Raw genomic sequence first — 25,058 nt, 5'->3', positions numbered from 1 at the left:
CATGTCCTTCGCCCCTGCCACCGACGCCCACGTCCACCTGATGCCCGAGCGGCTGATGGCTGCCATCCGCGACGCTCTCCGGCGTGACCTCGGCTGGGACGTCGATCATCCGGCCGAGCGAACCGCGATGGAGTCCGTCCTCCGACGGGCCGGCGTCGACCGGTACCTCGCACTCCCGTACGCCCACGAGGCCGGGATGGCCGACCGACTCAACGACTGGGTACTGGAGGCCGCCGGGCGCTCCGAGATGGCCATTCCGTTCGCGACGGTCCACCCCGAGGACGACGTTCGCAGCGTGGTTCGAGACGCCCTCAACGGCGGCGCTCGTGGGCTCAAACTCCAGTGTCCGGTACAAGACGCCCCGCCGGACGACCCGCGCCTCGAGTCCGCGTTCGAACTCTGTGCGGAGTACGACCGGCCGGTCCTGCTGCACGCCGGCACCGCACCGAACTTCCACGACTCGCCGGCGGTGGGAATCGACAGGTTCCGCGAGTTCGTCGCCTCCTATCCGGACGTGCGGGTCTGCTGTGCGCACATGGGCGCGGACGAGATAGACGCGTTCGTCGAGATGGCGCGGACCCACGAACAGGTCTTCCTCGACACTGCCGTGACGATGGCCGCGGAGGCATCGAACCGGATGGACCTCGACCCGGCGAGCGTCGACGACTCGGTGTTCGAGGAGCTGGCCGGCTCCGTGATGTACGGCTCCGACTACCCGAACATCCCCTACGAGTACGAGCGAGAGCGAAAGCACCTGCTCTCGCGACCGTTGTCGGAGGAGGCCCTGGACGGACTGTTCCGGGACGCGGCGTCTCGGTTCCTCGGCGAGTCGTGACTACTTCAGGACGACCCCGCCGACGTCCGCCTCCATGACGACTTCTCCATCTTCGTTCCGGCAGGTTCCGGACGCCGCGATTCGGTAGCTCCGCTCGCGCTCCGTGACGGTGTGGAAGGTCAGTTCGCACGTTACCTCCTCGCCCGTGTAGACCGGCCGCGGGAACGCGAAGTCCATCCGGTCGGCCAGCACGTCGTAGTCGCCGCCGATCTTGGAGGGAAGCGTCGCCGTCAGCAGCCCGTGGACGACGAGCCGGCCGTCGTCGTCCGGCTCCTCGTGGTGGCCGCCGGTGTCGTTCGAGAGGTCGGCGAATCGCTCGACGTCCTCGCGCCTGAAGGTCCGGGTGAAAGTGTCGGTCTGGCCTTCGTCGGGGACGGGCATACCGGTAGTGTCGGCGGGAGGAGAGAAAAGGGTTCAGCCGGTGAGTGCGGTGAGTCGGTCCCGAAGTGCTGCGGCGTACTCCTCGGGTTCGTAGCCGAGGCGTGAGACCCAGACGTCCTGGTACGACGGGTGTAGAATCGGGAGAACTGTACAGCCGAGAACCGTCGAATCGACCGGCTCGAGCACCGAATCGAGGAAACCGTCGAGCCGACGGCCGTCGAGCGCGAAGACCGTCTTCGTCGCGTGTTTCCCCGTCGGAACCACGACGGCGGGGTCGACGATGTCGAGCTCTGCCTCGAGGTGGAGCCTACAGTTCGCGAGTTCCTCGGCGATCGGTTCCCTGTTCCCGTCCGACTCACCACCCTCACAGGGGAAGCACTTCACCGCGTTCGTATAGAAGGCGTCGGGGTGACCCGCCTCGGCGAGCAGTTTCCGCACTCGCCGGCCCGAGTGTCGCGAGGTGTAGGCCATCCCCGTCCAGTTGCCACCCTGCCAGCGGTCGGCGTCGGGGTCGCCCGCGGCAGGTGCCTCACCGACGACGACTACCTGGGCGTCTCGCGGCCCGTTGCCCCACGAGATGCGCTCACGGCAGCCGACGAGGGCAGGACAGCGCGAGCAGTCGGGCTCGAGTTCCAGCCGAGCACCGGGGTCGGGGAACTCGGGACTCACTCTAGCAGCGGGAGGACGATACCGAAGCCGAACACCGAGACGAATCCGACGACGATACCGAGGAGTATCGAATCGGTGAACAGCGCGTCTTCCCAGGCGGGCAGGGTGCCGAACAGGGCGTGACCCAGTACCTCGGCGACGGCGCCGCCGACGAACAGACCGAGCCCGAGGAGGAACCCGAGCTTCGCGAGCCGTGGATAATCCATATTTCCGTGGTGCATACTTATGGCAACTTTCGGATTCAGCAAAACTATTCCGGCTCATCGATGCGAAGCGTAAATACGAGAGGGTCCACTCTTGCCGTGTATGCTATCGATACTCGCAGAACTGCTACCCGAGGTACTTCCCATCGCCGGGTACACACTCGTCGCGTCCGTGCTGACCGTCGTCGGCGCGGCCGCCGAACTCGCGAGCTGGCACACACTCGTGGCGGAGGGCGTCACCGTTCTCACCGTCTGGTACGCCGTCTTCGGGCTGTTGCTCCTCTACGGTGCGGTCTACGTCGTCGGCTACGAACAGCTCGTCCCGCGGCTTCGACGCGTCCTCGCCGAGTGAGTACGGGCTGGCGGGGTGGCCGGTAGATTCATGTCAACGGTCTACGACTCTTCCGATATGTCAGAAGGGGAACTGGGGAGTATCTTCTCAACGGAGGAGGTCGAGGACTCACACGAGTATCCGGAGAGTATCTTCGAGGAATCAGCGCCACAGCGTCGGATGCTCGTCGTCGACAGCGACGGAACGACGTTCGAGCTGACGGACGAGGAGTGAGCGAGACGTTCTGAACAGAATACATTTGCCGGCGGACCGGAAGCGGAGCGTTTGGTCCTCCACACGGTTCGACTCCCCCTCATCGACCCAGCACGGTGGTTCGAAGAGTGCGACCCGGACATCGGCCTCGCCATCGGTATCGTCGGGGAGACGCTGCTCCTGACCGTCGTCGGCATCGTCGCCTCGTCGACGTCTTCGTCAGCCGAGTCCGGAACGCCCCGCCGGAACCGAACGCCGCCATGCAGCGGGTCCTCCCCGGGATGGTGCTTCGCCGCCGCTGCGGCAGAACCACCCGCCCGGCCACCTGCAAGACCGATTCCCCTTTACTGTAGGAGCGAGTCAGCCCGCACATGGAACGCTTCGGGGAGGTATCCGACCAGTACGACCCCCACGAGGTCGAAGACCGAATCTTCGACTACTGGGACGAGGTGGATGCCTACGAGCAGACGAAGCAGCATCGTGCGGACTGCGAGCCCTTCTTCTTCGTGGACGGCCCGCCGTACACCTCTGGTGCGGCCCACATGGGCACGACGTGGAACAAGTCGCTGAAGGACGCCTTCATCCGCTTCTACCGGATGCAGGGCTTCGACGTGACCGACCGGCCGGGCTACGACATGCACGGCCTGCCCATCGAGACCAAGGTCGAAGAGGAGCTCGGCTTCGAGAACAAGAAGGACATCGAGGAGTACGGCGAGGAGAAGTTCATCGAGGCCTGCAAGGACTTCGCCAACCGGAACCTCGACGCGATGGACGAGGACTTCCAGTCCTTCGGCGTCTGGATGGACTGGGACGACCCGTACAAGACGCTCAGTCCCGAGTACATGGAGGCCGCGTGGTGGGGCTTCTCCAAGGCACACGAGCGCGGGCTGGTCGAGCAGGGCAAACGCTCCATCAACCAGTGTCCGCGGTGTGAGACGGCCATCGCGAACAACGAGGTCGAGCGCCACGACGTGCACAAGCCGGCTATCTACGTGAAGTTCCCCCTCGTCGAGCGTGAAGGGAATCTCGTCATCTGGACGACGACCCCGTGGACCATCCCCGCGAACACGTTCGTCGCCGTCGAGGAGGAGGCGACCTACGTCGGCGTCCGTGCCGAGAAGGACGACGAGAGCGAGGTGCTCTACGTGTCCGAGCCGCAGGTCGAGACGGTCCTCAAGGAGGGCCGCTACGAGGACTACGAGATAGTCGAGGAACTCACCGGCGAGGAGATGGTCGGCTGGGCGTACGACCACCCGCTGGCCGACGAGGTCCCCGAGCACCCGCAGGGCGACGGCGCCGGCCAGGTCTACACCGCCGAGTATCCCGACGCCAACGACAAGTCCGGGATGGTCCACTCCGCACCCGGGCACGGTGAGGAAGACTTCGAGCGCGGCTCCGAGCTCGGGCTCGAGATATTCTGTCCCGTCGGCGGCGACGGCGTCTACACCGAGCAGGCGGGCAAGTACGCCGGCCAGTTCGTCCGCGACGCGAACGCGAACGTCATCGACGACCTCGAGGAGAAGGGCTACCTGCTCGCCAAAGACGAGCAGTACCTCGTCGAGGGCGAGGGGCAGTGCTGGCGCTGTGACACGGACATCGTCCGCCTCGTCACCGACCAGTGGTTCATCACCGTCTCCGACATCAAAGACGACCTGCTGGACAACATCGACGACTCGACCTGGTGGCCGCAGTCCGCCCGCGACAAGCGCTTCCGCGACTTCGTCGAGGGCTCGCCGGACTGGAACGTCTCCCGCCAGCGCTACTGGGGCATCCCGATTCCGATCTGGGTTCCTGAAGACTGGTCTGGCGACATGGACGACGTCGTCGTCGTCGGCACCCGCGAGGAGCTCGCAGACCGCGTCGACCAGGAGGTCGACCCCGACGAGGTCGACATCCACAAGCCGACGGTCGACGGCCTGACCATCACCGAGGACGGGACGACCTACACCCGCGTCCCCGACGTGTTCGACGTCTGGCTCGACTCCTCGGTCGCCTCGTGGGGGACGCTCGACTACCCGAGCGACGAGGCCGCCTTCGAGGAGCTGTGGCCCGCCGACCTCATCATCGAGGCCCACGACCAGACCCGCGGCTGGTTCTGGTCCCAGCTCGGCATGGGAACCGCAGCGCTCGACGAGGTGCCGTACGACGAGGTCGTCATGCACGGCTGGGCGCTCGCCGAGGACGGCCGGAAGATGTCGAAGTCCATCGGGAACATCGTCGAGCCGAGCGAGGCCATCGAGCGACACGGTGCCGACGCGATGCGCCTGTTCCTGCTCTCGCGCAACCCGCAGGAGGAGGACATGCGCTTCTCGTGGGACGAGATGGAGACGATGCAGCGCGACCTGAACATCCTCTGGAACGTGTTCCGGTTCCCGCTGCCGTACATGCGGATGGACGACTTCGTCCCCGAACAGGTCGACCTGACCGAGGCCGACCTCGAACTCGTCGACGAGTGGCTGCTCGCCCGCCTGCAGACGGTCGTCGCCGAGATGACCGAGCAGTGGGAGCAGCACCGCCGGCCCGACCGCGCCGTCGAGACGCTGCTCGAGTTCGTCGTCGAGGACGTCTCCCGCTTCTACATCCAGGTCGTCCGCGAGCGGATGTGGGAGGAGGAGGACAGTGACTCGAAGACGGCAGCGTACGCGACGTTCTACCACGTCCTGAGCGAGGTCGTCAAGCTGCTCGCGCCGTACGCGCCGTTCGTCTCCGAGGAGATCTACGGGACGCTCACCGGCGAGAACGGTCACGACACGGTCCACATGTGCGACTGGCCCGCGGTCGACGAGCACTGGGTCGACGAGCAGCTCGAGACCGACGTCGAGCTCCTCCGCGCCGTCGAGGAGGCCGGCTCGAACGCCCGCCAGCAGGCCGACCGTAAGCTCCGCTGGCCCGTCTCGCGCATCGTCGTCGCCGCGAACGACGCTCGCGCCGCCGAGGCCGTCGACCGTCACCGCGACCTGCTCGCCGACCGGCTCAACGCCCGCGAGGTCGAGCTGGTCGCCCCCGACGAGGAGTGGGAGGAGCTCGCCTACGCGGCTCGCGCCGACATGGGCAAGCTCGGCCCCGCCTTCGGCCAGCGCGCGCCCGAGGTCATGAACGCGCTCAACGAGGCCGACCTCGACGGGCCGGACCTCGACGCGCTTCGCGAGGCCGTCGGTGAGGACGACATCACCGAGGAGATGGTCGAGTTCGTCACCCGGACGCCCGAGGGCGTCACCGGCAGCAGCTTCGCCGTGAAGGGCGACGAGAAGGGGGTCGTCTACGTCGACGCGACCCTCACCGAGGACATCGAGAGCGAGGGCTACGCCCGCGAGGTCATCCGCCGCGTCCAGGAGATGCGCAAGGACCTCGACCTCGACATCGACGCGCAGGTCCGTCTCGAACTCGACGTGGCCGACGACCGCATCGCCGAACTCGTCCGCCGGCACGAGGACCTCATCGCCGAGGAGGTCCGCGCAGCCGAGTTCGCGCCGGTCGAGGACGGCCACCGCAAGGACTGGGACGTCGAGGGCGTCACGATGACGCTGGCCATCGAACCGCTCGCCGACGCGACGGTCTGACGGGAGGCCAACCCGCCCCGGCCTGATACCCCCGGCCGGGGACCTTTCTGACTGCGTCGAGAAAGACGGCCATGGCAGACACACTCGGCTGGTCGCTCGTCTCCTCGGGACTGGTCACGCTGTTCCTCGAGGTGTTACCCGGTGACTCGCTCTGGTGGGGTATCGCGCTCGTCGTCCTCGGCGTCGTCGTCTTCTACAGCCGCGCCGGCCGGTACTGAAACCGGCGGCGGCAGCCGGCCGCGACAGGCACAAGAGTAATCTCACCGCCGTCCGTCCGTCGGTTCGTGTACCGTCGGGTCGCACTCGCACTCATCGTTCTCGTGTCGTCGTTCGCCGGTGTCGCCGTCGCACCAGCGTCAGCCGCGGCCGCGCCTGCCGAAGCCGCGACAGCCGGAGCAGGTCCGGCTGGAGCTGCGACAGCAGTGGGAGAAACCACCCACTCCGCGTCGGGCGCTACGAAACAGGCCGAGTCACGGGAGTCAGCCCGGAGCGCAACCGACCCACCGAGAGAGGAGAGACGGGCGAACGCCCTCTCCGAATCGTCCACCGCAACGCCAGCGAGCGGTCCGGCAGCGGCGACGGCCGCCGAAGCCGCACCGGGAGCGCAGTCGACCATCCAGCGGACCATCCGGCTGCATCTGACGCCGAACGAACCCGGCAAGATAGAGGCGGACGTCGTCTACGAGATACCCGACGCGGTGCGGACGCTGGAGGTGACGATCCAGGAGAACGCGGCCGTCACCGCGACCGAAGCCTTCGAACGGACGGGCAAACGCCGGTACGAGTGGACCGGCGAGTCCAACACCGCCACGCTCAGGTTCACCGTGGACGCGAACGAGACAGGGGACGTCGAGCGGCGGACGGCCGCCGCACAGCGGATGAAAGTCGCACAGACCGCCGAGGAGAACCCACCGAGCGAGATAGCTCGACCGGGAGGCGACCCCGGAAACACCGCTGAACAGACCAGCAACGCCGGTTCGGACCCGCTGTCTGTGAGGGCTGCTCGGACGAGTGGGCCAGCCGCCACCCCGAGCCAGTCCGTCACCACCTACTCCTTCGTCGATACCGGTGACTGGGCCATCGTCCGCGTCCCACAGCTCGGCACCTCGTGGGAGTGGGTCGGCTCCGGGTCGGTCTCGCTGGACAAGCAGGTCGTCGTCGCCGGAGAGGGCGCGACCGGCGGCGAGATAGCCTACCTCGGCCCGATGCGGTCGTACGAGACGACGGCGCGCGGGCAGACCATTCGACTCGTCGTTCCGCGTGCAGCGTCGATGCGCGAGACGCCCGCGGCGGTCCTCGACTCCGTGAAGAACGCGAGCGAGCGCCTCGTCATCGGCGAGCGCGACCCGACCGTCGTCATGATAGCCGCACCGGCGAGCGTCGACTGGGCCGTCGCCGGCCTGCAACTCGGCGAGGACGACGCCTGGGTCATCGACAGCGCCCGCCTCGCGTCCGCGGACAACGTCTGGCTCCACGAGTACGTTCACACGCGCCAGGAGTTCAAGACGGCGGAGACCGGACGCTGGCTCGTCGAGGCGAGTGCCGACTACTACGCGGCCCTGATAGCGTTCGAGCAGGGCCACATCTCGTTCGAGGCGTTCGAACGGAAGCTGGACCGCGGGGCCACCGAGCCGCACGCCGATGCAGTGCTCGCCGAGCCCGAGACGTGGGCGCGCGGCAGTGCGTATCTCAAGGGCGCGCTCGTCAGCGGCGCGATCGACCGGAGGATACGGGAGTCGACCGACCAGAGCCGCACCTTCCAGAACGTCATCCGGCAGCTGAACGCGAAGCGTGAGCCGGTCTCCAACGCCGATATCCTGCAGGCGGTCCAGGCGATGGCCGGGGACGATACCCGGACCGTCGCCAGCCGATACACGACGACGACGGCGACGCCCGAGATGTGGTCGAAGGCCGTCCACAGCGAACTGTTCGGCGTCGTCCCGGCCGTGATGCAGTACCGGGTTCCGGACGACGGGCTCGCCGTGTCGGGACCGTACCGGGCCGGGGCGGTCGCTGCGAACCCGACGCTCGCGGCGGGGGAGACCCTCGCCGTGAACGTGACCGTCGAGAACATCGGCGGCAGGGCGGGGACGTACAACGCGACCGTCCACGTGAACGGCCAGCCTGGCGGGTCGTACGACGGTCGGCTCGCGCCCGAAGAGACCGCCTCGCACACGTTCAGACGGACCTTCGAACGGGCGGGGACGTACAATCTCTCCGTCGGACAACGCGTCGTGACGGTGACGGTCGCCGAGCCGACGCCCCCGCAGGTGACGTCGCTCGAGGCGCCGGAGACCGTCGCAGTCGGGGAGTCGTTCACCGTGACCGCCACGGTCACCAACGACGGCCCGGTCCCGGCACGCCGGTCGGTGGGCTTCTTCCTCGACGGTGAATCGGTGCTGACGAAGGAGGCGGTGCTGCAGGCGCAGAGCGAGGTGACCTACACGCTGTCGGCCTCGTTCGACGAGCCCGGGAATCACACCATCCAGGTCGGCGATAGGACCCTGACGGTGACGGCGACGGGTGCAGCGAAGGAGGACGGCGACGACGTGGGCCGGTCACTGCCGACCCCGGGTGTCGGCGGCCTCGGGTCGGTCGCAGCGCTCGCGCTGGTAGTGCTGGTCGGGCTTCGCCGGCGCTGAAAATCGCTGTTCGGCGGTTCTACGAGAACTCGACCGTCAGTTCGCAGTGACCCTCTCCTTCGTGGAGGCAGCGCGCTTCTGTGATGGTCACGCGCTCTTCGAACTCGGCGGCGATTCCCTCGACGATTCCCTTGCCGAGGTCACAGAGCCGGTGTTCCGAGCGGTAGTTGACGACGTACGTACTCGGGTCGAGCCGGTCGGTCGAGACCGTCGGTATCCCCGACTCGTCGTCGCGAGCGCGTATCTGCTCGGTGATGTCTTCGAGCGCGAGCAACACCTCGCGCGTCTCCCAGCCGCGCTTGATGTGCGCCTTGAACGTCTTCAGCAGCTCCGGTGCGAGGTAGCGGCCGACGGCGCGCTGGACGGTCCGCTCGTCGTGTCCGGTCTCGTCGGCGACGACCGCGAGCGCCGCCGTGAACTCCTCGTCCGGGTAGCGCGTAACCGGCAGGTAGAGCTTCGGTTCGATGTCCGCGGCGTCGAGCACCGCGTTCCAGTTCGTCTCGTCGACGTGTTCCCCCACGTACCCCTTCAGCGATCTGTGTAGTATCCCGTGCATGACGACACCCACCGTTCGGTAGTAGTCACTACCTCAGAACGCAGGTATAAAGAAACCGTGTGTCGCCGGACCCTACAGCTCCTCGGCGAGGACCTTCGCGACGGAGACGCGTGAGACCGGCCGCTCCAGCGTGTCGGTCCCGATGACCTGCTCGACGCCCGCCCGGGCCAGTTTCGTGACCGCGTTCTCGGCCAGCAGCGGGTGGACGCAGGCGACGTAGACGCGCGAGGCGTCGCGCTCGTTCAGCACGGCGATGGACTCGCTCATCGTCGAGCCGGTGGCGACGATGTCGTCGACGACGACCACGTCGCGGCCCCCGACGTCGGCGTCGCTCGGGGTTATCTCCACCTCGTCGCCCGACAGTCGGACCTTCTCGAAGTAGTCCACCTCGCCCGTTCCGTAGGCGTCGCAGACCGTCTCGGCCAGCGGCGTCGCGCTCTCGTCGGGTGCCAGGAACAGCGGCTCGACGAGGTCGTGCGGGAGCGGGTCGGCGAGGACGCTCGCCGCGTCGATGGCGACCGCCGACGGCTCGAAGAAGTCACAGACCGCCCGCTCGTGCGGGTTGACGGTGATGACGTGGTCGGTGTTCGCGGAGATGGCCCGCGCGACGGCTCGCGAGGAGACCGGTTCGCCAGCCTGGAAGACGCGGTCCTGCCGGGCGTAGCCCATGTAGGGCAGGACGGTGATGACCTCGTCCGCGCCCGCCTCTCGTGCGGCGTCCTGTAGCTGGAGCAGTTCGACGTGGGCGTCGCTGGTCGGCGTCGACGCGACGATGACCGCCCGGTCGGGCGAGACGTCGCCCACGCGGGCGATGAGCTCCCCGTCGGGGAAGCGTGCGTACTCGACGGGTGCGAGTTCCTCGCCGAGTGCCGCGGCGAGTTCGGCCGCGAGTGCCTGCGACCCGGAGCCTGGGATAATCATACTCGATGGGTCAGTCGCCGGGGTCTTTCCAGTTTCGTTACGGCGCGTTCGGCGGGGGCAGGGGGTCACATGGTGTCGGGAGGGCACTCGTCTAGCGGATTCGCCGGACCGAAGAGATGTGGTTCACCGTCTTCCTCGACGAAGGCGTACAGCCAGTGCGCGCCCGGGTCGTCCTCGCGGCTGTCGTGGACCACGGTGTGCTCGCCGTCGACCGTCACCGTGAGCACGAACTGGCCGGGGTCGGTGGGCAAGTCTTCGCCGAGGAAGAACCCCGTCGGGTCGTTCCGGTTGTCGGTCCCCCCCAGGTCGCGGGTCGCCCGGGTGACGAGTTCGTCGTCCTGCTCGACCGTCACCGAGACGGTGTGCGGCTCCTCGTCCTCGTTCATCACCTCGACCTGGCAGAGGACCGAGTCTACCGGCGGTTCGTCGGCGTCGACTGTCGGCAACTGCGGCCACAGGCCGAGCCGCGAGAGGGTGACTCCGCCGGCGAGAGCGGTGGCGAAACTGCCGAGGAGGGTGCGACGGGAGACCATTCGTGGCCGGAAAACTCGCCCAGCTGTCAAAAATATTCTGTCACTCTTCCAGCCGAACCGCCAGCCCGCAGACCCCCGGCATCCCGAGCACCTGCGTCCGCCAGCCATCCTCGGCCTCCGCGAGGAACTCCCCGTTCTCGGTGACAGCGTAGGTCGTCGACCCCGACACGAGGCCAGCGAGGTGTCCGTCGAGCTGGTGCGGGTGCACGCGCCACGAGCCGTCCGTGAGTTCGTACAGGGTGTCCGGAGTAGCGGCGTGGGCGCGGGTTCCGTCGTCGGAGACCAGTCGGAATTCGCCCGGCAGGTCGTCCATCCAGCCGTTGCCGAGGTAGTAGAGGCCGTCGGCGGTGGCCGCCCGCGGAACGCCAGCCAGCGAGACGTCCCGGGCGTCGTCGAGCCCGACGTACTCGAGGTCGTCCGCGAGGGCGCGATAGACGCCCGCTTCCGTGGCGAGGAGGTCGCCGTCGACGGCTCGAACTGCGGACAGGGTGGTGTCGACGGTGGTCCAGCCGCCGTCTCCGTCTTCGTTCGTGGCGGCGTCGGCGAGCCGGGCGACCGTCCCGTCCTCGGCAGCCGCGAGCAGGTCGTCGCCGTCGAAGCCGACGGCGGTCGCAGGGGCGTGCTCGGCCGGGAAGCCGGTCTCGCGGAACTCGTCGTCGACTCCAGCGAGGAGCACCCCGCCGCTCGTCGCGACCGCGATGGTCCCACCTGGCCCGGCTGCCACGTCCCGGGCCTCGCAGCGGTGTGCCAGTTCGAAGCCGCCGACGCGCTCTTCGACGACCTCGACCCGGACGACGCCCAGTTCACAGGCGACGAAGGCGTGTCGCTCGCGCTGGTCGCCCCGGTACACCCGCTTCTCGTCGAGGGTGATGTCCTTCTCGGCGCTCATTGGCTGTGGATGGGAGGTGCGGGGTGGAAAGCGATGTGGTTGCAGTTGGTCGTGAGAATTCGTTCGGAAGCAACCGGAGTGGTCATCGCAGCCGAGCAGATCACGAATCACGATGGAACCGAGAGACCGCACCACACCGCTCACGGGTCGTTCGTCTTCACGGCTCGCACTGCTCGCCGTTCAGGACGTGGAGATGCTCGCGTTGCTCGCATCTCCCACTCCCCGTTCGCGTCCCTCCCCAGCCGATTCCTCGCTCGCCTCCGCTTTGCTCCGGCGAACTCGTCATCCCTCGCGCGGCTTCGAGAACCGTCCCTCGTATCCACTCGGGACGGCTTTCAGCGCGCGCCAGAGGAATGTGCAGTTCGCATCGCTCGTGGTCGGTCCACGACCGTCGCCACGCTTCGGAACCACTTTTGTCTCGGCCACCCGAGCACCACCCGAATGAAAGTATTCGGTTCGAGTGGCACACGAGGCGTCGCCAACGAGGAGCTGACGCCCGACTTCGTCATGCGGGTGGCGAAGGCGGCCGGCTCCGCGTGGAGCGTCGACCGCGTGGCCATCGCGCGCGACACGCGAGCGACGGGGGAGATGCTCGCCGACGCCGCTGTCGCCGGGCTGACCAGCGTCGGGGTGGACGTCGACCGACTCGGTATCGTCCCGACGCCGGGTGCACAGGTCTACGCGGAGGACGAGGCCGTCCCCGCGCTGATGATCACCGCGAGTCACAACCCGCCGGAGTACAACGGCGTGAAGCTCATCGGGGCAGACGGCGTCGAGCTCGCCGTCGCCGACCTCGAACGCGTCGAGGACCTGTTCCTCGCCGAGAAGTTCGAGGACGCGACGTGGGACGAGGTCGGCCACGTCACCCACGTCGAGGACGCCGGCGACCGGTACGTCGACCAGCTTCTCGAGGCGGTCGACCGCGAGACCATCGCCGACGCCGAACTGACCGTCGCGCTCGACCCCGGCCACGGCGCCGGCTCGCTCACCTCGCCGGAGTTCTTCCGCCGGCTCGGCTGCCGCGTCGTCACGGTCAACGCCCAGCCGGACGGCCACTTCCCCGGCCGCAACCCGGAGCCCGTCCCGGAGAACCTCGACGACCTCGGCCGCCTCGTCCGCGCGACCGACGCCGACGTCGGTATCGCCCACGACGGCGACGCGGACCGCGCCATCTTCTACGACGAGACCGGCCAGTACGTCGAGGGTGACGCGACCCTCGCCGCGCTCGCGGCCGCCGAGCTCGAACCCGGCGACACCACCGTCTCCGCGGTCAACGTCTCCCAGCGGCTCGTCGACGTTGCCGAGGACGCGGACGCGGAACTCGCGCTCACACCCATCGGCTCGACGAACATCATCACCCGTATCGAAGAGCTGCAGGCCCGCGACGAGCACGTCCCCGTCGCCGGCGAGGGCAACGGCGGCATCTTCTTCCCGGACTACCGGCTCACCCGAGACGGTGCCTACACCGCCGCTCGCTTCCTCGAACTCGTCGCCCAGGCGCCCGTCAGCGAGGTCGTCGAACCCTACAGCGGCTACCACAACGTCCGCCGGAACCTGGAGTACGAGACGGAGGCCGAACGGACCGCGATGCTCGTCGCGGCCGAGGAAGCCGCCGAGGAGTCCGACGTCGACGTCAACATGAAAGACGGCTACCGGCTCGACTACGGCGACGCCTGGGTACTCGCCCGCCCCTCGGGAACCGAACCCCTCGTCCGCATCTACGCCGAAGCACGCGACCGTGACCGCGCCGAGGAACTCGTCGAGGAGTTCTACGAGATACTGCTCGACGCGAAGCAGAACGTCTGATTCAACTGCCCGACGACGAACAGGTTTTTGTCACGACCACGCCGACGACAGCCATGGCTTCTCCGCGTGAATCGGGCTACGACAGCGCGTCCTGCAGGTCTTCCCGAACCGCTCGCTTCTCGTCCAGCTCCTCGTCGACGGCGCCCGATTCGAGCCGCGCCTGTTCGTCGTCGTCCAGTTCCGCCATCGCGACCGCCGCGTTCCGGAGCCGCTCGTAGTCGTCTCGCCAGGTCATCTCCCGGGCGGTCCGGAGCGTGGCGACCACGTCCTCGCTCGCGAACCGTGAGACGAGCGAGATGCGTTCGTCGGCACGTCGACGGAGCTGTGCGGCCGGTCCCGGCGGCCAGCCCAGCTGGAGGGCGGAGCCGTCGAGTCGGTCGAGGTACGTCTGGCGCGTCCCGACGGTCTTCGTCAGTTCGACCGGGTCGTCGACGTAGTGCTCCAGCTTCGACCGCGAGTAGTCCGCGAGTTCGAGCAGCCGGGGGACCGTCTCCTCGCCGGACTTCTCTCCCTCGACGTACTCGACCAGTTCCCCGGCGGGCTCGCGCACGTCGACCAGCGGGTAGCCCGCCGCCTCGCTGGCGAAGTCGAGCAGTTCGCGGGCGTTCGCTTCCTGTCGATACTCCGTGAACGCCTCGACGACCGCCTCGTCGTAGGTCTCGACCGGCTCGCGAAGCTCCTCGACCGGCGCGTCCAGGTCCGCCTCGCCGAGCTCCTGCAGGCGCTCCAGCTCGTCGATGCGGTCCTCGACCTCGTTCAGCCGCCGCTGGGCCGCCCGTTCGGCCTCCTCGCGAGCCCGTCTCGCCGCCGCCTCACGTTCGAGACGGTCGGCCGCCGCCGCAGCCGGCGAGAGGGCCTCGCGGGCCGCCGCGAAGTCCGACTCGCTGAGTCGTCGCTTGTCGGTCCGGTCGAGCGCCGTTTCGAAGGCGTCGCGGTGCGGGAGGTCCTCCGGAAGGCCCTCGACGACCGTCGCGAAGCGTTCCTGGAACTCCACGTACGCCTGGAAGTCGCCGGAGCCGGTCGCCGTGTCGACGTACCGGTCCAGCAGGTCAGTCAGCTCGTCGTGGGCATCGGCGACCGCCTGGAGGTCCTCGCGACCCCGCTCCTCGACCGCGTCGCGGGCGTCCGCGAGTTCCGCCTCGGCCTCGCGGAGCGCCGCGGCCGCGTCACTCGTAGACGTCGTCGGGGTCGAAGACACGCTCTCCCACCTCCTCGCCCTCGATGGTCCGGTAGAAACACGACTCGTAGCCGGTGTGACAGGCGCCGCCCGACTGGTCGACGCGGTAGAGCAGGGCGTCGCCGTCGCAGTCGACGCGGACCTCGGAGACCGACTGGGTGTGGCCGCTGGTCGCGCCCTTCTCCCACAGTTCGTCGCGGGAGCGCGAGTAGTAGTGCGCCCGGCCCGTCTCGCGGGTCTTCTCGAGCGCCTCGATGGTCGCGTACGCGAGCATCAGCACCTCGTCTGTCTCCGCGTCCTGTGCGACGACTGGGACTAGCCCGTCCTCGCCGAAGTCGAGCGACACCGGTTTCATACGTGCAGGTGTGTGAGTGTGGGCTATGTGTCTTTTGCTGGGGGCAGCATCACACCCCGACGAGCCCCATCACGTCGACGATGGCAGCCCCGACGCCGACGACCCGCGTCAGGAGTACCTTCCAGTTGGCCGGTTCCACGTCACCCCAGTGCGTCTTGCTGCCGAGCGAGTCGAGTCGTTCAGAGAGTCTGGCGATTCTGTACGGCCGGAGCGCGAGCGGGAGGCCGGCGAGGACGAGGAGGGCACCGACGGGGTTGACCATGTGTATGGCTACGGAGTCCGACTGATAGATTTTCCGTTGGGTGCCATCGAGCCTCCGCATACACTCTGGCGCGCGCTGAGAGCCGTCTCGAACGAAAGTGAGAGACGCTCTCGAAGGTGCGCGAGGGACGACTGACACGAAGCGAAGCGGAGTGGAAGGAGTCGGTTGGGGAGGGAAGCGAGGCGGCGAAGCCGCCTCGTGGCGAACGGGCCACTTTGTGGCCCGTGAGCAGTGGTGCGGTCTCTCGTGTGAGTCGTGTCTCGTGAACCGCTCCTCGAGGTTGCCGGGTCCTCGGTCAAATATCGAGCCCAGAGGAGGAACGCGACGGTATAACCCCAATACCCGCACTACTCGTACCGCAGGGCGTCTATCGGGTCGGTCTTCGCCGCCGACCACGCCGGATACAGCCCCGCGAGTACGCCGACCAGGATGCCGACGGCGATGGCGATGCCGAACCACTCGAACGGGTAGGTCAGCGGGATGTCGATGAACTGGGCGCCAGCGTAGCCGACCACCACGCCGAGTATCGTTCCCAGTATCGACCCGATGATGCCGATGATGACGGCTTCGGTGACGAACAGGCCGATGATGTCGCGTTTCTGTGCGCCGACGGCCTTCATGATGCCGATCTCGCGGGTCCGCTCCGTGACCGAGACGAGCATGATGTTCGCGATACCGATGGAGCCCACGATGAGCGAGAGCGCGGCGATGCCGATGACGAACGCCTGCAGCTGACTCAGGATTGCCTCGAGCTGGCCGAGGAGCTCCGTGCTCGTCTGGAGCCGGTACGTCAGGTCGTCGCCGGCCAGCTCCTCCGCGTCGGACTGGTCGCTGTCCAGGTAGGCTCGCGCCTGCTCCTTCGCCTGCTCGACGTCCCCGACGCCGGTCGCCTCGATGACGAGTGCAGCGAACCGGGGCGTCTCCTGGCCGCCGGCCACGTCCTGCGTGTAGTACGGGTCGATGGGCAGGTAGACCCGCGGCGCGGGATTGAAGCCCTCGAACGGCGAGCGGGACTCGGAGGTCTCCGTGATGCCCACGACGGTGGCGTTGATGGTTCGACCGCCGAGCAGCGTTACGGTGATGGTGTCGCCGACAGTCACGTTCTGCTCGAACGCACCGGCCATGGCGGGGTTGATGACCGCTTCACGGGTACCCAGCTCGAACCGCCTGCCCTCGGCGATGTCCTCGTCGTCGAGGTACTCCGGACCCGTCGCGACCACGGCGTCCTGCCTGGGGACGCGTTGCCCGCCGTAGTTCACGCTCTGGGCTGGTAATGGAGTATAGCCGTAGGCCGCGGCGATGGCCGACTTCCCGGCGAGCTGGTCGGCGTCACGCTGTGTGAACACCGGTTGTGCGCCGGCGAGTGGCCCCTGATTGCTGCGCTCCTCGGGTGCAGCCCAGGTGTAGACGTTCTGCTGTTCGTCGGGACTGACCTCGCCGATGATGCCGGCCTGAAGCGAGGCGCCGAGCGTGACGAAGGTGATGACCGCAGCGACGCCGATGATGACGCCGAGGGTGGTCAACGTCGAGCGAAGCTTGTGCGAGCGGATGGCTCGCCACGCCATGCGGAAGCTGGTGGCGGGATTCATCCATGCACCGCCGCGAGCTCCTCGATGGACTCTATCTGACCGTCGACGAGCGTGACGATCCGCTCGGCGTGCTCGGCGATGTCGCGCTCGTGTGTCACCATCACGATGGTGTTCCCCTCGCGGTGGAGCTCGGCGAACAGGTCCATTATCTGCTCGCCGGTCGCCGTGTCGAGGTTGCCGGTCGGCTCGTCCGCGAGGATGATGGCCGGGTCGGCGACGAGCGCCCGGGCGATGGCGACGCGCTGTCGCTGCCCGCCGGAGAGCTCGTTCGGGACGTGGTCGAGCCGGTCGCCGAGACCGACACGTTCGAGGAGGGCGGCGGCGCGCTCGTGTCGTTCGTCGCTATCGACGCCCCGGAACACGAGCGGGAGGGCGACGTTCTCGACCGCGGTCATCCGCGGCATCAGGTTGAACGTCTGGAAGACGAAACCGACCGAGTCGCCGCGGATACGGGTTCGTTCGCGGTCGGACATGGCGGTCACCTCCTCGCCGTCGACGTACACCTGCCCCTCCGTGGGGGTGTCGAGACAGCCGATGAGGTTCATCAGCGTCGACTTCCCGGACCCACTCGGCCCCATAACCGCCGTATACGACCCACGGTCGACATCGAGCGAGACCCCGTCCAGGGCGTGGACCGGCTCGCCGACGTGGTAGGTCTTGCGTACCTCCGAGAGCCGGACCGCCGGCCCGTCGTCGGTGGAAGAACTCATAACGTTCATGACACGCGCTGTGAACAAAAGTGTATCTCCGAACGCCGAGTGGTGTGCTACCCAGAACCACCGGAGTAGCGGCTCTCGAATCCGCACGGCCGGTCGGGAGGAAAACGGCTTACTGGCCCCGCGTGGAGCACACGCACATGAAGAACACCGGTGGGACGACCGAACAGAAGCGACGGGCGGGTGAACACGCCGCGGACCTCGTCGAGGACGGCATGGTGGTCGGACTCGGGACCGGTTCGACAGCGGCACACGCCATCCGAGCCATCGGACGGGCCGTCGACGCGGGACTGGACGTCCGGGGGATCCCGACCTCGTTCCAGTCGCGCCAGCTCGCGCTCGACTGTGATATTCCGCTCACGAGCCTCGACGCGGTCGACCGCGTCGACATCGCTATCGACGGGGCGGACCAGGTCGACGGCTTCGCGCTCGTCAAGGGCGGTGGGGCGGCTCACGCCCGCGAGAAGGTTGTCGACGCGGCTGCGGACCGCTTCGTCGTCGTCGCGGACCCGTCGAAGGTCGTAGACGGCCTCGACTACCCGGTCCCGGTCGAGGTGCTCCCCGATGCACGGCCGACCGTCGCGGAGGCGATTCGTGGACTCGGTGGCGAACCCTCACTCCGAGCGGCCGAGCGCAAAGATGGGCCCGTCGTCACGGACAACGGGAACGTCGTGCTCGACTGCGACTTCGGCACGGTCGACGAACCGGGCGCACTCGCACCCGCGCTCTCGACCGTCCCCGGCGTCGTCGAACACGGTTTGTTCGTGGGGCTCGCGGACGAGATACACGTCGGGACCGACGACGGCGTGGACGTCACTACGCGGTCGGACTGAGGAGACCGGACTGCCGAGTCCTGCGGCTCGGGGGTCGTGAAAACGGTTAGAAAGCGGGGAGACCGCTTTACAGGTCGCGGGGCTGGACCGTCTTTCGGTCGTTCGCTTCTGCGCGGCGGGCGGCGTCCTCGAGGAGCTCTGCGACTTCCTCGTCGAGTGCGTCGTAGAAGTCCGATGCAACGTTCTTGTCCTTGAGCGCTTCCTTAACGGCTGCCTTGACGATGAGGTCTGCCATACGACCGCCCCTTCCCACGCCCCCTTTATAATACTTGCTGTATAGCACCCACATAGGCCCTGAGACGGGCGTGTAGCGAGGATTGTCGGGGGTTCGACGACAGAATCGGAATCGAGCTGGAAATCAGGAAATCGCAAGACTGCAGCGCCCTTCCAGTGGATTCGGACGACGGAACGGCGGTTCCGTCCGCTCCACCGGTCTCTCGAGAGGAGAACCGACAGACGGCATACGAACACCATTGGAACCAGTCATCGGCTCTCGCGCGCGCCGGCGACGCTGGGTAAGTTTGGTCTTTCAGTAGATATAGTTTGTAGTTCGAGAATCGAACCACAGAGTTAGACAGTCGAGCGTCACCGAATGCAAGAGATACTTCCCACTGACCGAATTTGGGTGACAATCTGGAATAGCTATTTACTATCGTACCCCCAACAACCAGCTACCCGGTACCTGGTCTACCGGTTCCAACCATGCCAACGTGTGATAACTGCAGTGCGCATGTCTCTGAACAGTTCGCGCGCGTGTTCGCGGACGAACACGGCCGAATACTGGCGTGTATCAGCTGCTCGGCGAACGCCGGAATCGCCGAGGAAGCCCGACGCCGACGTGCCGGCGCGACATGACGCAGACTCGGTGACCGGCCACGCGATACTTTTCTACGGCGGGAGTCCGAACTCGGGCACGTGAGTGACCACTACGTCTACGTGCTGGAGTGCGCCGACGGATCGCTGTACACCGGCTACACGACCGACGTAGCGCGCAGGGTCGCGGAACACGACGCCGGCGAGGGAGCGAAGTACACGCGAGGGCGGACGCCCGTCAGCCTTCGCTACCAGCAGCGGTACGGGACGCGATCGGCCGCGATGAGCCGCGAGTACGCGATAAAACAGCTCTCGCGGACCGAGAAGCTGGCTCTCGTCGAGGGGACGGACTGAGTCGACGGGACGGACCCGCACACCGCTGTCTCAGCGGACGAGCCGTTCGACCGATTCCGTGATCGCGTCGTCGAGTCCCGCCCCTCGGAAACTCGGTGCGGGGTTCACGTCGACCGCGACCGGTTCGCCGTCGACGAGGACGATATCGACCCCGAGCCCCCGCGCACCGGTTCGCCCGACGAGGTCTCTGAGGCTCGCGACCACGGCCGGGTCGGCGTCGAGACGACCGAGCACCTGCTTCTCGGCTTCCAGTTTGGAGGTGGTCTCGAGGACGCTCACGTGGATGCGCCCCCCGTCATCGACGACGTAGTACTTCTGGTCGGTCCCGTCCGTGGGGAGCAGCGGCTGGTAGAAGTCACCGTCTCCGTTCCTCCGGGGCACGCCATCCCAGCTCCTGAGGTATTTCGCCACGTACTCGCCGGCGGGCGGCACGAACGACACCGGCGGCGTCCGAAGGCCGACCGCCTCGAGCGCGTGCAGCCCGGTGAGCCGGAAGCCGAAGAGGCAGTAGACGAAGAAGTCGTTCCACGCGGGAACGCCCAGGGAATCGGCCCGACGGAGAGTGACGAACGATGCCGGTCGCGCCTTCTTGACGACCAGCGCGTCCAGTTCACGGAGCGTCCCCTCGGCCACAGGTTCGTCAGGGTCGTAGAAGGCCACCGAGAGACCTCGCGCCTTCAGTGCGTCCGCGACACCGGCGAACACCGTGTGGTCGGACGGACAACAGAACCCGACGAGGGGACGGCCGGACATGGCTCTCACTACGGGGTCGAGGACGAAAGGAGTGGCGTCGATGCAAGAACTGACGACGGCGGAAGCTCACTCCGGGCTGGCGACGTCGGCCGGCGTGGTGGCGAACCGACGGGCGGCCGCGACGACCTCGACACCGAGCGTCGCGACTCGCTCCGCGAGGTCGTCGTCGACGAACGCTCGACCGCCCGGGGCGTCCGGGTCGTCCACGAACCGGTCGTAGGCGTTCCGGATGCCGACCTGCTGGGGAATCACGTGTCCGTGGACGCCGCGGACGGTGCTCCGCAGATGTCCCAGGGTCGGCCCGTACGAACCGCCGCCGGCCGTCGCCAGCAGTGCGACCGCGGTGTCTTCGTACTCGTCGAAGCTACAGAAGTCGTGGAAGTTCTTCAGCGCGCCCGAGTACGAGCCGTGGTAGACGGGCGTGCCGAGGATGACCGCGTCGGCCTCGCGGACCTGCCGGACGTACTCCGTCGCGCCCTGGTCGTCCTCGTCGGGGTCGAAGACGGGGAGGTCGGCCTTGGCGAGGTCGAGCAGGTCGGTCTCCGCACCGGCCGTCTCCGCGGCAGCCAGTGCGTGTAACAGCGCCGTTCTCGTGTAGCTCGTCTCGCGGAGACTTCCACAGACCGCGAGGACGGTCGGCTTACCACTCATCTGACGATGGTCGGGGGTCCGCACGTAAAAGTTCGTCAGTCCATCTCTGATGGTAATTCTTCCGCTATACGCTCGCTATCTTCGGTATCCGTACAGAACAGAATTTCGACAGCTACGGGCAGCAGTCGGCGGCCGGCTGCGTCGGGGCGGTCGCGAGACCGTCGTGCGGAACGGGCCTGCGAGGCCGGTTCCGGTCTACATCAGGTAGACACGTGAACGGTCGGCTCGCTGGGGTTCGCACGCGTCAGCAGGTTGAACACCGGCGACCGCTGCGGGAACGTCTTGATGCGCTCGACGTCTGCCTCGGAGAGGTCCGTGCCGGTCACCTGTACCTCTATCTCGAGGTCGCCGAGCATCTCGCCTGCCTTGTCGACGTCCTGGATGCCGAACAGGACGCGCGTGTCGAGCGGGACGGAGACGGTCGTGGTGACGTCCTCGACGTCGATTCCCTCCCGCATGGCGTTGAGCTCGATGGTCCCGTTGATGCAGGCCGTCAGGCCCGCGAGCGCCATCTCGACCGCCTCACAGCGGTCGGTGACGTCGACGTAGCCCATCGCCTCCTCGAGCTCCGCCGGGAGCCCGAGCTCGACGGTGTGCGCGCGGTTGGTTCCCATCTTCTCGTCACCCATCATGAACTCGCCGACGGTGGCCAGCGTGTGGTTGGCGACGTCCTCGGTCGTGCCCGTGGCACTGAAGGTGACGGTCGAGGCCTCGGGGTCGGCGGCGACCTGGTCGACGAACGCCTCGTGTGTCTCGAGGTCGATACCGTGGACCGCTGCTTTCCCGGCCGTACGTTTCTCTACAGACATGGTCTTCACTCCGTGCAGTGGTGTAGGACGAGCGAGCGGGTAAGCCGATGGCCAGCCAGTTGAGGGGTGCGAGGGCAGTCCGTTGAGGGGGTGCGAGGGCAGTCCGTTGCGGGGTGCGAGGGTAGCCCATTTCGGGGTCTGTGACCACACGCTACGGTGCTGGGGACAACAGGTCGGAACGCCGGGGACCACCCGTTTCGGGGCTCGACGCCCCGGGATGTCGGCGCACGCTTCCGCGCACAACACGGTGGAACTGAAACTATTTGACCCTGCGCACGGTACTCACGGCTGTCGGATACAGAGACGGGTCGTCCGGTGCGAGACGCGAAAGAAGGCCGGCGGCCGTGCCAGCGACCACCGGTATCACTCGGACTGCTCGTCAGACGGAGCGAACACCGCGAGGGCGATCAAGATCCAGCCGGACTGCGACCCCTGTGCCAGCAGGGTGACGCCACCCGTCGCGAGTGTCGCGCGGAGGCCCTTTCCGATTTCCTAACACCTCCGCCGCACGTTGTTTTCAGACGCAGAGCGGTGTGCGTCGCGCCCCGCGTGGGACTCGCGTCGCTATCGGACGCTAATGGTGATATCGAACGGACGGGTGAAAGGTCTGGTCCTACCGGAGTGAAAGTGAACGCCGTCGCCGAGAGGCGAGTGTCGTCGGTGGGATTTATCGCCCGGGGCGGTGACTGGCCCCACATGGATGCCATCACCTTCGGGACCGACGGGTGGCGGGCGACGCTCGACGAGTTCACCGTCCCCCGAGTCCGGATGGTCGGACAGGCCGTCGCCAGCTACCTCCGCGACGAGGGGCGAGGCGGCGAGACCGTCGCCGTCGGCTACGACGCCCGCGAGTCCTCACCGAAGTTCGCCGAGGAACTCTCCCGCGTGCTCTGTGCGAACGGTTTCGACGTCGTCCTCCCCGACCGCGACCGACCGACGCCGCTGACGGCCTGGCAGATACGTCATCGGGACCTCGCCGGTGCCCTGATGCTCACCGCGAGTCACAACCCGCCGGAGTACAACGGCGTGAAGTTCATCGGCGACGACGCCGCACCCGCGCCGGAGTCGGTCACGGAAGCCATCGAGGACCGCCTCGCCGAGCCAGATCCGCTCCCGGAAGACCAGCACGGGACCGTTCGGGAGGTCGACTTCGTCGAACCGCACTTCTCGCACGCCCGCGACCTCGTTCCCGACGACCTGTCGGGCCTGCACGTCGTCTACGACGCGATGCACGGCTCCGGCCGCGACACGACCGACAGGCTGCTCGAGGAGTCCGGCGCGACGGTCGACCGCCTGCGCTGTGAGACCGACCCCGAGTTCGGCGGGGTCTCGCCGGAGCCGAGCGCCGAGAACCTCGAGGGACTCGCCGATGCCGTCGACAAGAGGGGCGCCGACCTCGGCATCGCCAACGACGGCGACGCCGACCGTATCGCCGTCGTCACGCCCGACCGGGGCCACCTCGACGAGAACCTGTTCTTCGCCGCGACCTACGACTACCTGCTCGAATCCGACGAGGGGCCGGTCGTCCGGACCGTCTCCACGACGTTCCTGCTCGACCGCATCGCCGAGAAGCACGGCCAGGAGGTCGTCGAGGTACCCGTCGGCTTCAAGTACGTCGCCGAGGCGATGGGCGAGTGCGACGCCCTGATGGCCGGCGAGGAGTCGGGCGGCTTCTCCATCCGCGGCCACATCCGCGAGAAGGACGGCGTCCTCATGGCGCTGCTCGCCGCCGCCGTCGAGCACGAGCGCGCCTACGACGACCGCGTCGACGACCTGCTCGACGAGTTCGGCGAGATCCACCAGCACAAGGTCAGCGTCGACTGCCCCGACAGCCAGAAGGCCCGCGTCGTCGCCGACCTGAGCGACGAGATTCCCGACGAGGTCGCCGGCGTTTCGGTCGCCGACGTGGTGACGAAGGACGGCTTCAAGCTCCTGCTGGAGGACGGTTCGTGGGTGCTCGTCCGCCCGTCCGGGACCGAGCCGAAGATGCGGGTCTACGCCGAGGCGTCGAGTGCCGAGCGCGTGGATGCGCTGCTGGAGGACGGGTACGAACTGGTCTCGCAGCTGGTCTGAATCGCGACGACTCTACCCTCTCCTACGGCCGTGTCATCAGCTCGCCCCACAGCCGCTCGTTCTTCTCGCGAACCTCGAACCCCAGCGACTCGTAGAAGGGCCTGACAGTCTCGTCGAAGGCGGCCGTGAGCCGGTCGTCGGTCTCCGCTGCCGCCACCTCCACCAGCGCCGACCCGATGCCCTGCCCGCGTCGGTTCGGCCGGACCGCGATGGCGTCGACGTGCATCGCGCGCTCGTCCTGGACCAGCACGGCCGCGCCGAGAACCCGCCCTTCCTCGACCGCGACGAAGGCATCTCCACCCGAAACGGCACCCTCGACGTGGTCGGTCTGGAGCATCGCGGCGTCGAGGACTGCCTCGACGGCCTCGCGGTCGTCCTCCCGGGCCCGTCGGACGCGCATCGTTACGGCCCGCTCCCGGCATGGTCACTCCCCGCGAGCCGGTCCAGCTCCGCGAGGATGCGGTCGAGGTCCGGGCGGTCGAACGTCGACCGACTCCTGTACTCCCACGCGACCGACGGCTCGTCCCCGCGGGTATCGAGGATGACGGCCTCTGGCATCCGACCGAAGAAGTCGCTCACCTTGCCGAGCAGGCCGAACCGGACCGGCTGGTCGTAGGCGTCGCCGGTCGCCGCCTCGGGGTCTGCGAGCAGCGGATACGGGAGGTCGTAGCTGTCCTGCCACTCCTGGACCCGCTCGCGCGATTCGGGCACGATGGAGACGACCTCGGTGTTCCGGGCCGCGAACTCGTCGTAGCGGTCGCGGACCTGCTGGACCTGCTTGCGGCAGTTCGTGCAGTAGTGGTCGCGCTGGAACAGCAGGAGGACGAAGTCGTGGTCGGCGGCGAGCCGGTCGAGCGAGCAGGGGTCAGGGCCGGGACCGACGTTCGGGAGCGAGAAGCCGATGGCCGTCATCCGCCCTTGATGAGCCGCAAGACGGTGAACTGCTGTACCGCGACCGGCTGGTCCTCCGGGACGGGCCGGCCGTCCACGAGGACGCTCACCTCGTGAGGGCTGAGCCCCAGTTCGGCGAGGCAGTCGGCGTAGGTCGGCTCGGGGAGGTCCAGTTCGTGGGTCCCCTCGCCCTTGACGTCCACGGTGACCTGCATGAGAGACGATTGCGAGTGGGCGGCCCTA

30 protein-coding genes are annotated in these 25,058 nt (G+C 67.6%); 11 read left to right on the top strand and 19 right to left on the bottom strand.

The window, feature by feature from the left end; all coding sequences use genetic code 11:
- Nucleotide 1 precedes the first annotated feature (1 nt).
- A complete protein-coding gene (locus ACSC1Y_RS09330; RefSeq protein ID WP_435334560.1) occupies nt 2-835 on the top strand; it encodes an amidohydrolase family protein in 834 nt (277 codons plus the stop codon).
- On the opposite strand, the gene ACSC1Y_RS09325 is transcribed toward ACSC1Y_RS09330, so the two are convergent.
- The 3 genes from ACSC1Y_RS09325 to ACSC1Y_RS09315 are packed head-to-tail and all read right to left on the bottom strand — an operon-like array spanning nt 836 to nt 2,106.
- Entirely contained in the window at nt 836-1,216 is a 381-nt protein-coding gene (locus ACSC1Y_RS09325; protein WP_435334559.1) for a hotdog family protein, read from the bottom strand. It abuts the gene before it with no gap.
- 33 nt (nt 1,217-1,249) lie between these two features.
- Nucleotides 1,250-1,885: a uracil-DNA glycosylase gene (locus ACSC1Y_RS09320; RefSeq protein ID WP_435334558.1), complete on the bottom strand. Its 636-nt coding sequence runs from the start codon at nt 1,883-1,885 to the stop codon at nt 1,250-1,252.
- Nucleotides 1,882-2,106: a DUF7860 family protein gene (locus ACSC1Y_RS09315; RefSeq protein ID WP_435334557.1), complete on the bottom strand. Its 225-nt coding sequence runs from the start codon at nt 2,104-2,106 to the stop codon at nt 1,882-1,884. The genes ACSC1Y_RS09320 and ACSC1Y_RS09315 overlap by 4 nt, the downstream gene beginning before the upstream one ends.
- 85 nt (nt 2,107-2,191) lie before the next feature.
- On the opposite strand from ACSC1Y_RS09315, the gene ACSC1Y_RS09310 reads away from it, so the two are divergent.
- The 5 genes from ACSC1Y_RS09310 to ACSC1Y_RS09290 all read left to right on the top strand — a co-directional run bounded on the left by ACSC1Y_RS09310 (nt 2,192) and on the right by ACSC1Y_RS09290 (nt 8,834).
- A complete protein-coding gene (locus tag ACSC1Y_RS09310; protein WP_435334556.1) occupies nt 2,192-2,440 on the top strand; it encodes a DUF8151 family protein in 249 nt (82 codons plus the stop codon).
- Nucleotides 2,441-2,497: 57 nt separating this feature from the next.
- Nucleotides 2,498-2,653, top strand: a complete 156-nt coding sequence (locus tag ACSC1Y_RS09305; RefSeq protein WP_435334555.1) for a hypothetical protein — start codon at nt 2,498-2,500, stop codon at nt 2,651-2,653.
- Between the two features lie 350 nt (nt 2,654-3,003).
- Nucleotides 3,004-6,192, top strand: coding sequence for an isoleucine--tRNA ligase (gene ileS, locus ACSC1Y_RS09300; RefSeq protein WP_435334554.1), 3,189 nt, complete (start codon nt 3,004-3,006; stop codon nt 6,190-6,192).
- Between the two features lie 71 nt (nt 6,193-6,263).
- Nucleotides 6,264-6,410: a hypothetical protein gene (locus ACSC1Y_RS09295; RefSeq protein WP_435334553.1), complete on the top strand. Its 147-nt coding sequence runs from the start codon at nt 6,264-6,266 to the stop codon at nt 6,408-6,410.
- A gap of 66 nt (nt 6,411-6,476) precedes the next feature.
- On the top strand, nt 6,477-8,834 hold the full coding sequence (locus ACSC1Y_RS09290) for a CARDB domain-containing protein (protein WP_435334552.1): 2,358 nt from the start codon (nt 6,477-6,479) through the stop codon (nt 8,832-8,834).
- Between the two features lie 19 nt (nt 8,835-8,853).
- Here ACSC1Y_RS09290 and ACSC1Y_RS09285 read toward each other — a convergent pair whose 3' ends face one another.
- The 4 genes from ACSC1Y_RS09285 to ACSC1Y_RS09270 all read right to left on the bottom strand — a co-directional run bounded on the left by ACSC1Y_RS09285 (nt 8,854) and on the right by ACSC1Y_RS09270 (nt 11,733).
- Entirely contained in the window at nt 8,854-9,390 is a 537-nt protein-coding gene (locus ACSC1Y_RS09285; protein WP_435334551.1) for a heme NO-binding domain-containing protein, read from the bottom strand.
- Nucleotides 9,391-9,462: 72 nt separating this feature from the next.
- Nucleotides 9,463-10,311 carry a ribose-phosphate diphosphokinase gene (locus ACSC1Y_RS09280; RefSeq protein ID WP_435334550.1) on the bottom strand — a complete coding sequence of 283 codons (849 nt, stop codon included), beginning with the start codon at nt 10,309-10,311 and terminating at the stop codon, nt 9,463-9,465.
- 65 nt (nt 10,312-10,376) lie between these two features.
- Nucleotides 10,377-10,844, bottom strand: a complete 468-nt coding sequence (locus tag ACSC1Y_RS09275) for a hypothetical protein (RefSeq protein ID WP_435334549.1) — start codon at nt 10,842-10,844, stop codon at nt 10,377-10,379.
- Between the two features lie 40 nt (nt 10,845-10,884).
- Entirely contained in the window at nt 10,885-11,733 is an 849-nt protein-coding gene (locus tag ACSC1Y_RS09270) for an HVO_0234 family beta-propeller protein (RefSeq protein WP_435334548.1), read from the bottom strand.
- A 441-nt stretch (nt 11,734-12,174) separates the two neighbouring features.
- Here ACSC1Y_RS09270 and glmM point away from each other — a divergent pair, with 441 nt between their 5' ends.
- The gene (glmM, locus tag ACSC1Y_RS09265) at nt 12,175-13,539 is read left to right on the top strand and encodes a phosphoglucosamine mutase (RefSeq protein ID WP_435334547.1); all 1,365 of its coding nucleotides are present in this window, start codon (nt 12,175-12,177) and stop codon (nt 13,537-13,539) included.
- Nucleotides 13,540-13,615: 76 nt separating this feature from the next.
- On the opposite strand, the gene ACSC1Y_RS09260 is transcribed toward glmM, so the two are convergent.
- The 5 genes from ACSC1Y_RS09260 to ACSC1Y_RS09240 form a co-directional block, all read right to left on the bottom strand.
- Nucleotides 13,616-14,737, bottom strand: a complete 1,122-nt coding sequence (locus tag ACSC1Y_RS09260; RefSeq protein ID WP_435334546.1) for a DUF7118 family protein — start codon at nt 14,735-14,737, stop codon at nt 13,616-13,618.
- Nucleotides 14,706-15,071 carry a phosphoribosyl-AMP cyclohydrolase gene (hisI, locus tag ACSC1Y_RS09255; RefSeq protein WP_435334545.1) on the bottom strand — a complete coding sequence of 122 codons (366 nt, stop codon included), beginning with the start codon at nt 15,069-15,071 and terminating at the stop codon, nt 14,706-14,708. The genes ACSC1Y_RS09260 and hisI overlap by 32 nt, the downstream gene beginning before the upstream one ends.
- A 49-nt stretch (nt 15,072-15,120) precedes the next feature.
- The gene (locus ACSC1Y_RS09250) at nt 15,121-15,333 is read right to left on the bottom strand and encodes a DUF6199 family natural product biosynthesis protein (protein ID WP_435334544.1); all 213 of its coding nucleotides are present in this window, start codon (nt 15,331-15,333) and stop codon (nt 15,121-15,123) included.
- Between the two features lie 347 nt (nt 15,334-15,680).
- Entirely contained in the window at nt 15,681-16,922 is a 1,242-nt protein-coding gene (locus tag ACSC1Y_RS09245; RefSeq protein WP_435334543.1) for an ABC transporter permease, read from the bottom strand.
- Nucleotides 16,919-17,632: an ABC transporter ATP-binding protein gene (locus tag ACSC1Y_RS09240; RefSeq protein ID WP_435334542.1), complete on the bottom strand. Its 714-nt coding sequence runs from the start codon at nt 17,630-17,632 to the stop codon at nt 16,919-16,921. The genes ACSC1Y_RS09245 and ACSC1Y_RS09240 overlap by 4 nt, the downstream gene beginning before the upstream one ends.
- 146 nt (nt 17,633-17,778) lie before the next feature.
- Between ACSC1Y_RS09240 and rpiA the strand changes: the two genes are divergently transcribed.
- Entirely contained in the window at nt 17,779-18,471 is a 693-nt protein-coding gene (gene rpiA, locus ACSC1Y_RS09235) for a ribose-5-phosphate isomerase RpiA (protein ID WP_435334541.1), read from the top strand.
- A gap of 67 nt (nt 18,472-18,538) precedes the next feature.
- Here rpiA and ACSC1Y_RS09230 read toward each other — a convergent pair whose 3' ends face one another.
- A complete protein-coding gene (locus tag ACSC1Y_RS09230) occupies nt 18,539-18,706 on the bottom strand; it encodes a DUF1931 family protein (protein WP_261649355.1) in 168 nt (55 codons plus the stop codon).
- Between the two features lie 467 nt (nt 18,707-19,173).
- Here ACSC1Y_RS09230 and ACSC1Y_RS09225 point away from each other — a divergent pair, with 467 nt between their 5' ends.
- Nucleotides 19,174-19,326: a DUF7563 family protein gene (locus ACSC1Y_RS09225; RefSeq protein WP_435334540.1), complete on the top strand. Its 153-nt coding sequence runs from the start codon at nt 19,174-19,176 to the stop codon at nt 19,324-19,326.
- A gap of 60 nt (nt 19,327-19,386) precedes the next feature.
- On the top strand, nt 19,387-19,638 hold the full coding sequence (locus ACSC1Y_RS09220) for a GIY-YIG nuclease family protein (RefSeq protein ID WP_435334539.1): 252 nt from the start codon (nt 19,387-19,389) through the stop codon (nt 19,636-19,638).
- 30 nt (nt 19,639-19,668) lie between these two features.
- Here ACSC1Y_RS09220 and ACSC1Y_RS09215 read toward each other — a convergent pair whose 3' ends face one another.
- The 3 genes from ACSC1Y_RS09215 to ACSC1Y_RS09205 all read right to left on the bottom strand — a co-directional run bounded on the left by ACSC1Y_RS09215 (nt 19,669) and on the right by ACSC1Y_RS09205 (nt 21,851).
- Complete coding sequence (locus ACSC1Y_RS09215; protein ID WP_435334538.1) at nt 19,669-20,391, bottom strand: ATP-grasp domain-containing protein; 723 nt, start codon at nt 20,389-20,391, stop codon at nt 19,669-19,671.
- A gap of 66 nt (nt 20,392-20,457) precedes the next feature.
- A complete protein-coding gene (locus ACSC1Y_RS09210) occupies nt 20,458-21,042 on the bottom strand; it encodes an NADPH-dependent FMN reductase (RefSeq protein WP_435334537.1) in 585 nt (194 codons plus the stop codon).
- A 200-nt stretch (nt 21,043-21,242) separates the two neighbouring features.
- The gene (locus tag ACSC1Y_RS09205; RefSeq protein WP_435334536.1) at nt 21,243-21,851 is read right to left on the bottom strand and encodes an OsmC family protein; all 609 of its coding nucleotides are present in this window, start codon (nt 21,849-21,851) and stop codon (nt 21,243-21,245) included.
- A 696-nt stretch (nt 21,852-22,547) separates the two neighbouring features.
- On the opposite strand from ACSC1Y_RS09205, the gene ACSC1Y_RS09200 reads away from it, so the two are divergent.
- On the top strand, nt 22,548-23,924 hold the full coding sequence (locus tag ACSC1Y_RS09200; protein ID WP_435334535.1) for a phosphoglucomutase/phosphomannomutase family protein: 1,377 nt from the start codon (nt 22,548-22,550) through the stop codon (nt 23,922-23,924).
- A gap of 22 nt (nt 23,925-23,946) precedes the next feature.
- On the opposite strand, the gene ACSC1Y_RS09195 is transcribed toward ACSC1Y_RS09200, so the two are convergent.
- The 3 genes from ACSC1Y_RS09195 to samp2 are packed head-to-tail and all read right to left on the bottom strand — an operon-like array spanning nt 23,947 to nt 25,030.
- The gene (locus ACSC1Y_RS09195) at nt 23,947-24,324 is read right to left on the bottom strand and encodes a GNAT family N-acetyltransferase (protein ID WP_435334534.1); all 378 of its coding nucleotides are present in this window, start codon (nt 24,322-24,324) and stop codon (nt 23,947-23,949) included.
- Between the two features lie 2 nt (nt 24,325-24,326).
- Nucleotides 24,327-24,836 (bottom strand): peroxiredoxin family protein, encoded by a 510-nt coding sequence (locus ACSC1Y_RS09190; RefSeq protein ID WP_435334533.1) that lies wholly within the window; start codon nt 24,834-24,836, stop codon nt 24,327-24,329.
- Nucleotides 24,833-25,030 (bottom strand): ubiquitin-like small modifier protein SAMP2, encoded by a 198-nt coding sequence (samp2, locus tag ACSC1Y_RS09185; protein ID WP_435334532.1) that lies wholly within the window; start codon nt 25,028-25,030, stop codon nt 24,833-24,835. Before samp2 ends, ACSC1Y_RS09190 begins: the two co-directional genes overlap by 4 nt.
- Nucleotides 25,031-25,058: the final 28 nt, after the last annotated feature.

Origin of the sequence: Haloarchaeobius lipolyticus (assembly GCF_051208015.1) — an archaeon.
Classification (GTDB): Archaea; Halobacteriota; Halobacteria; order Halobacteriales; family Natrialbaceae; genus Haloarchaeobius.
Note: the sequence above shows the minus strand (reverse complement) of the source record. Positions and strands in the feature narration are given on the sequence as shown.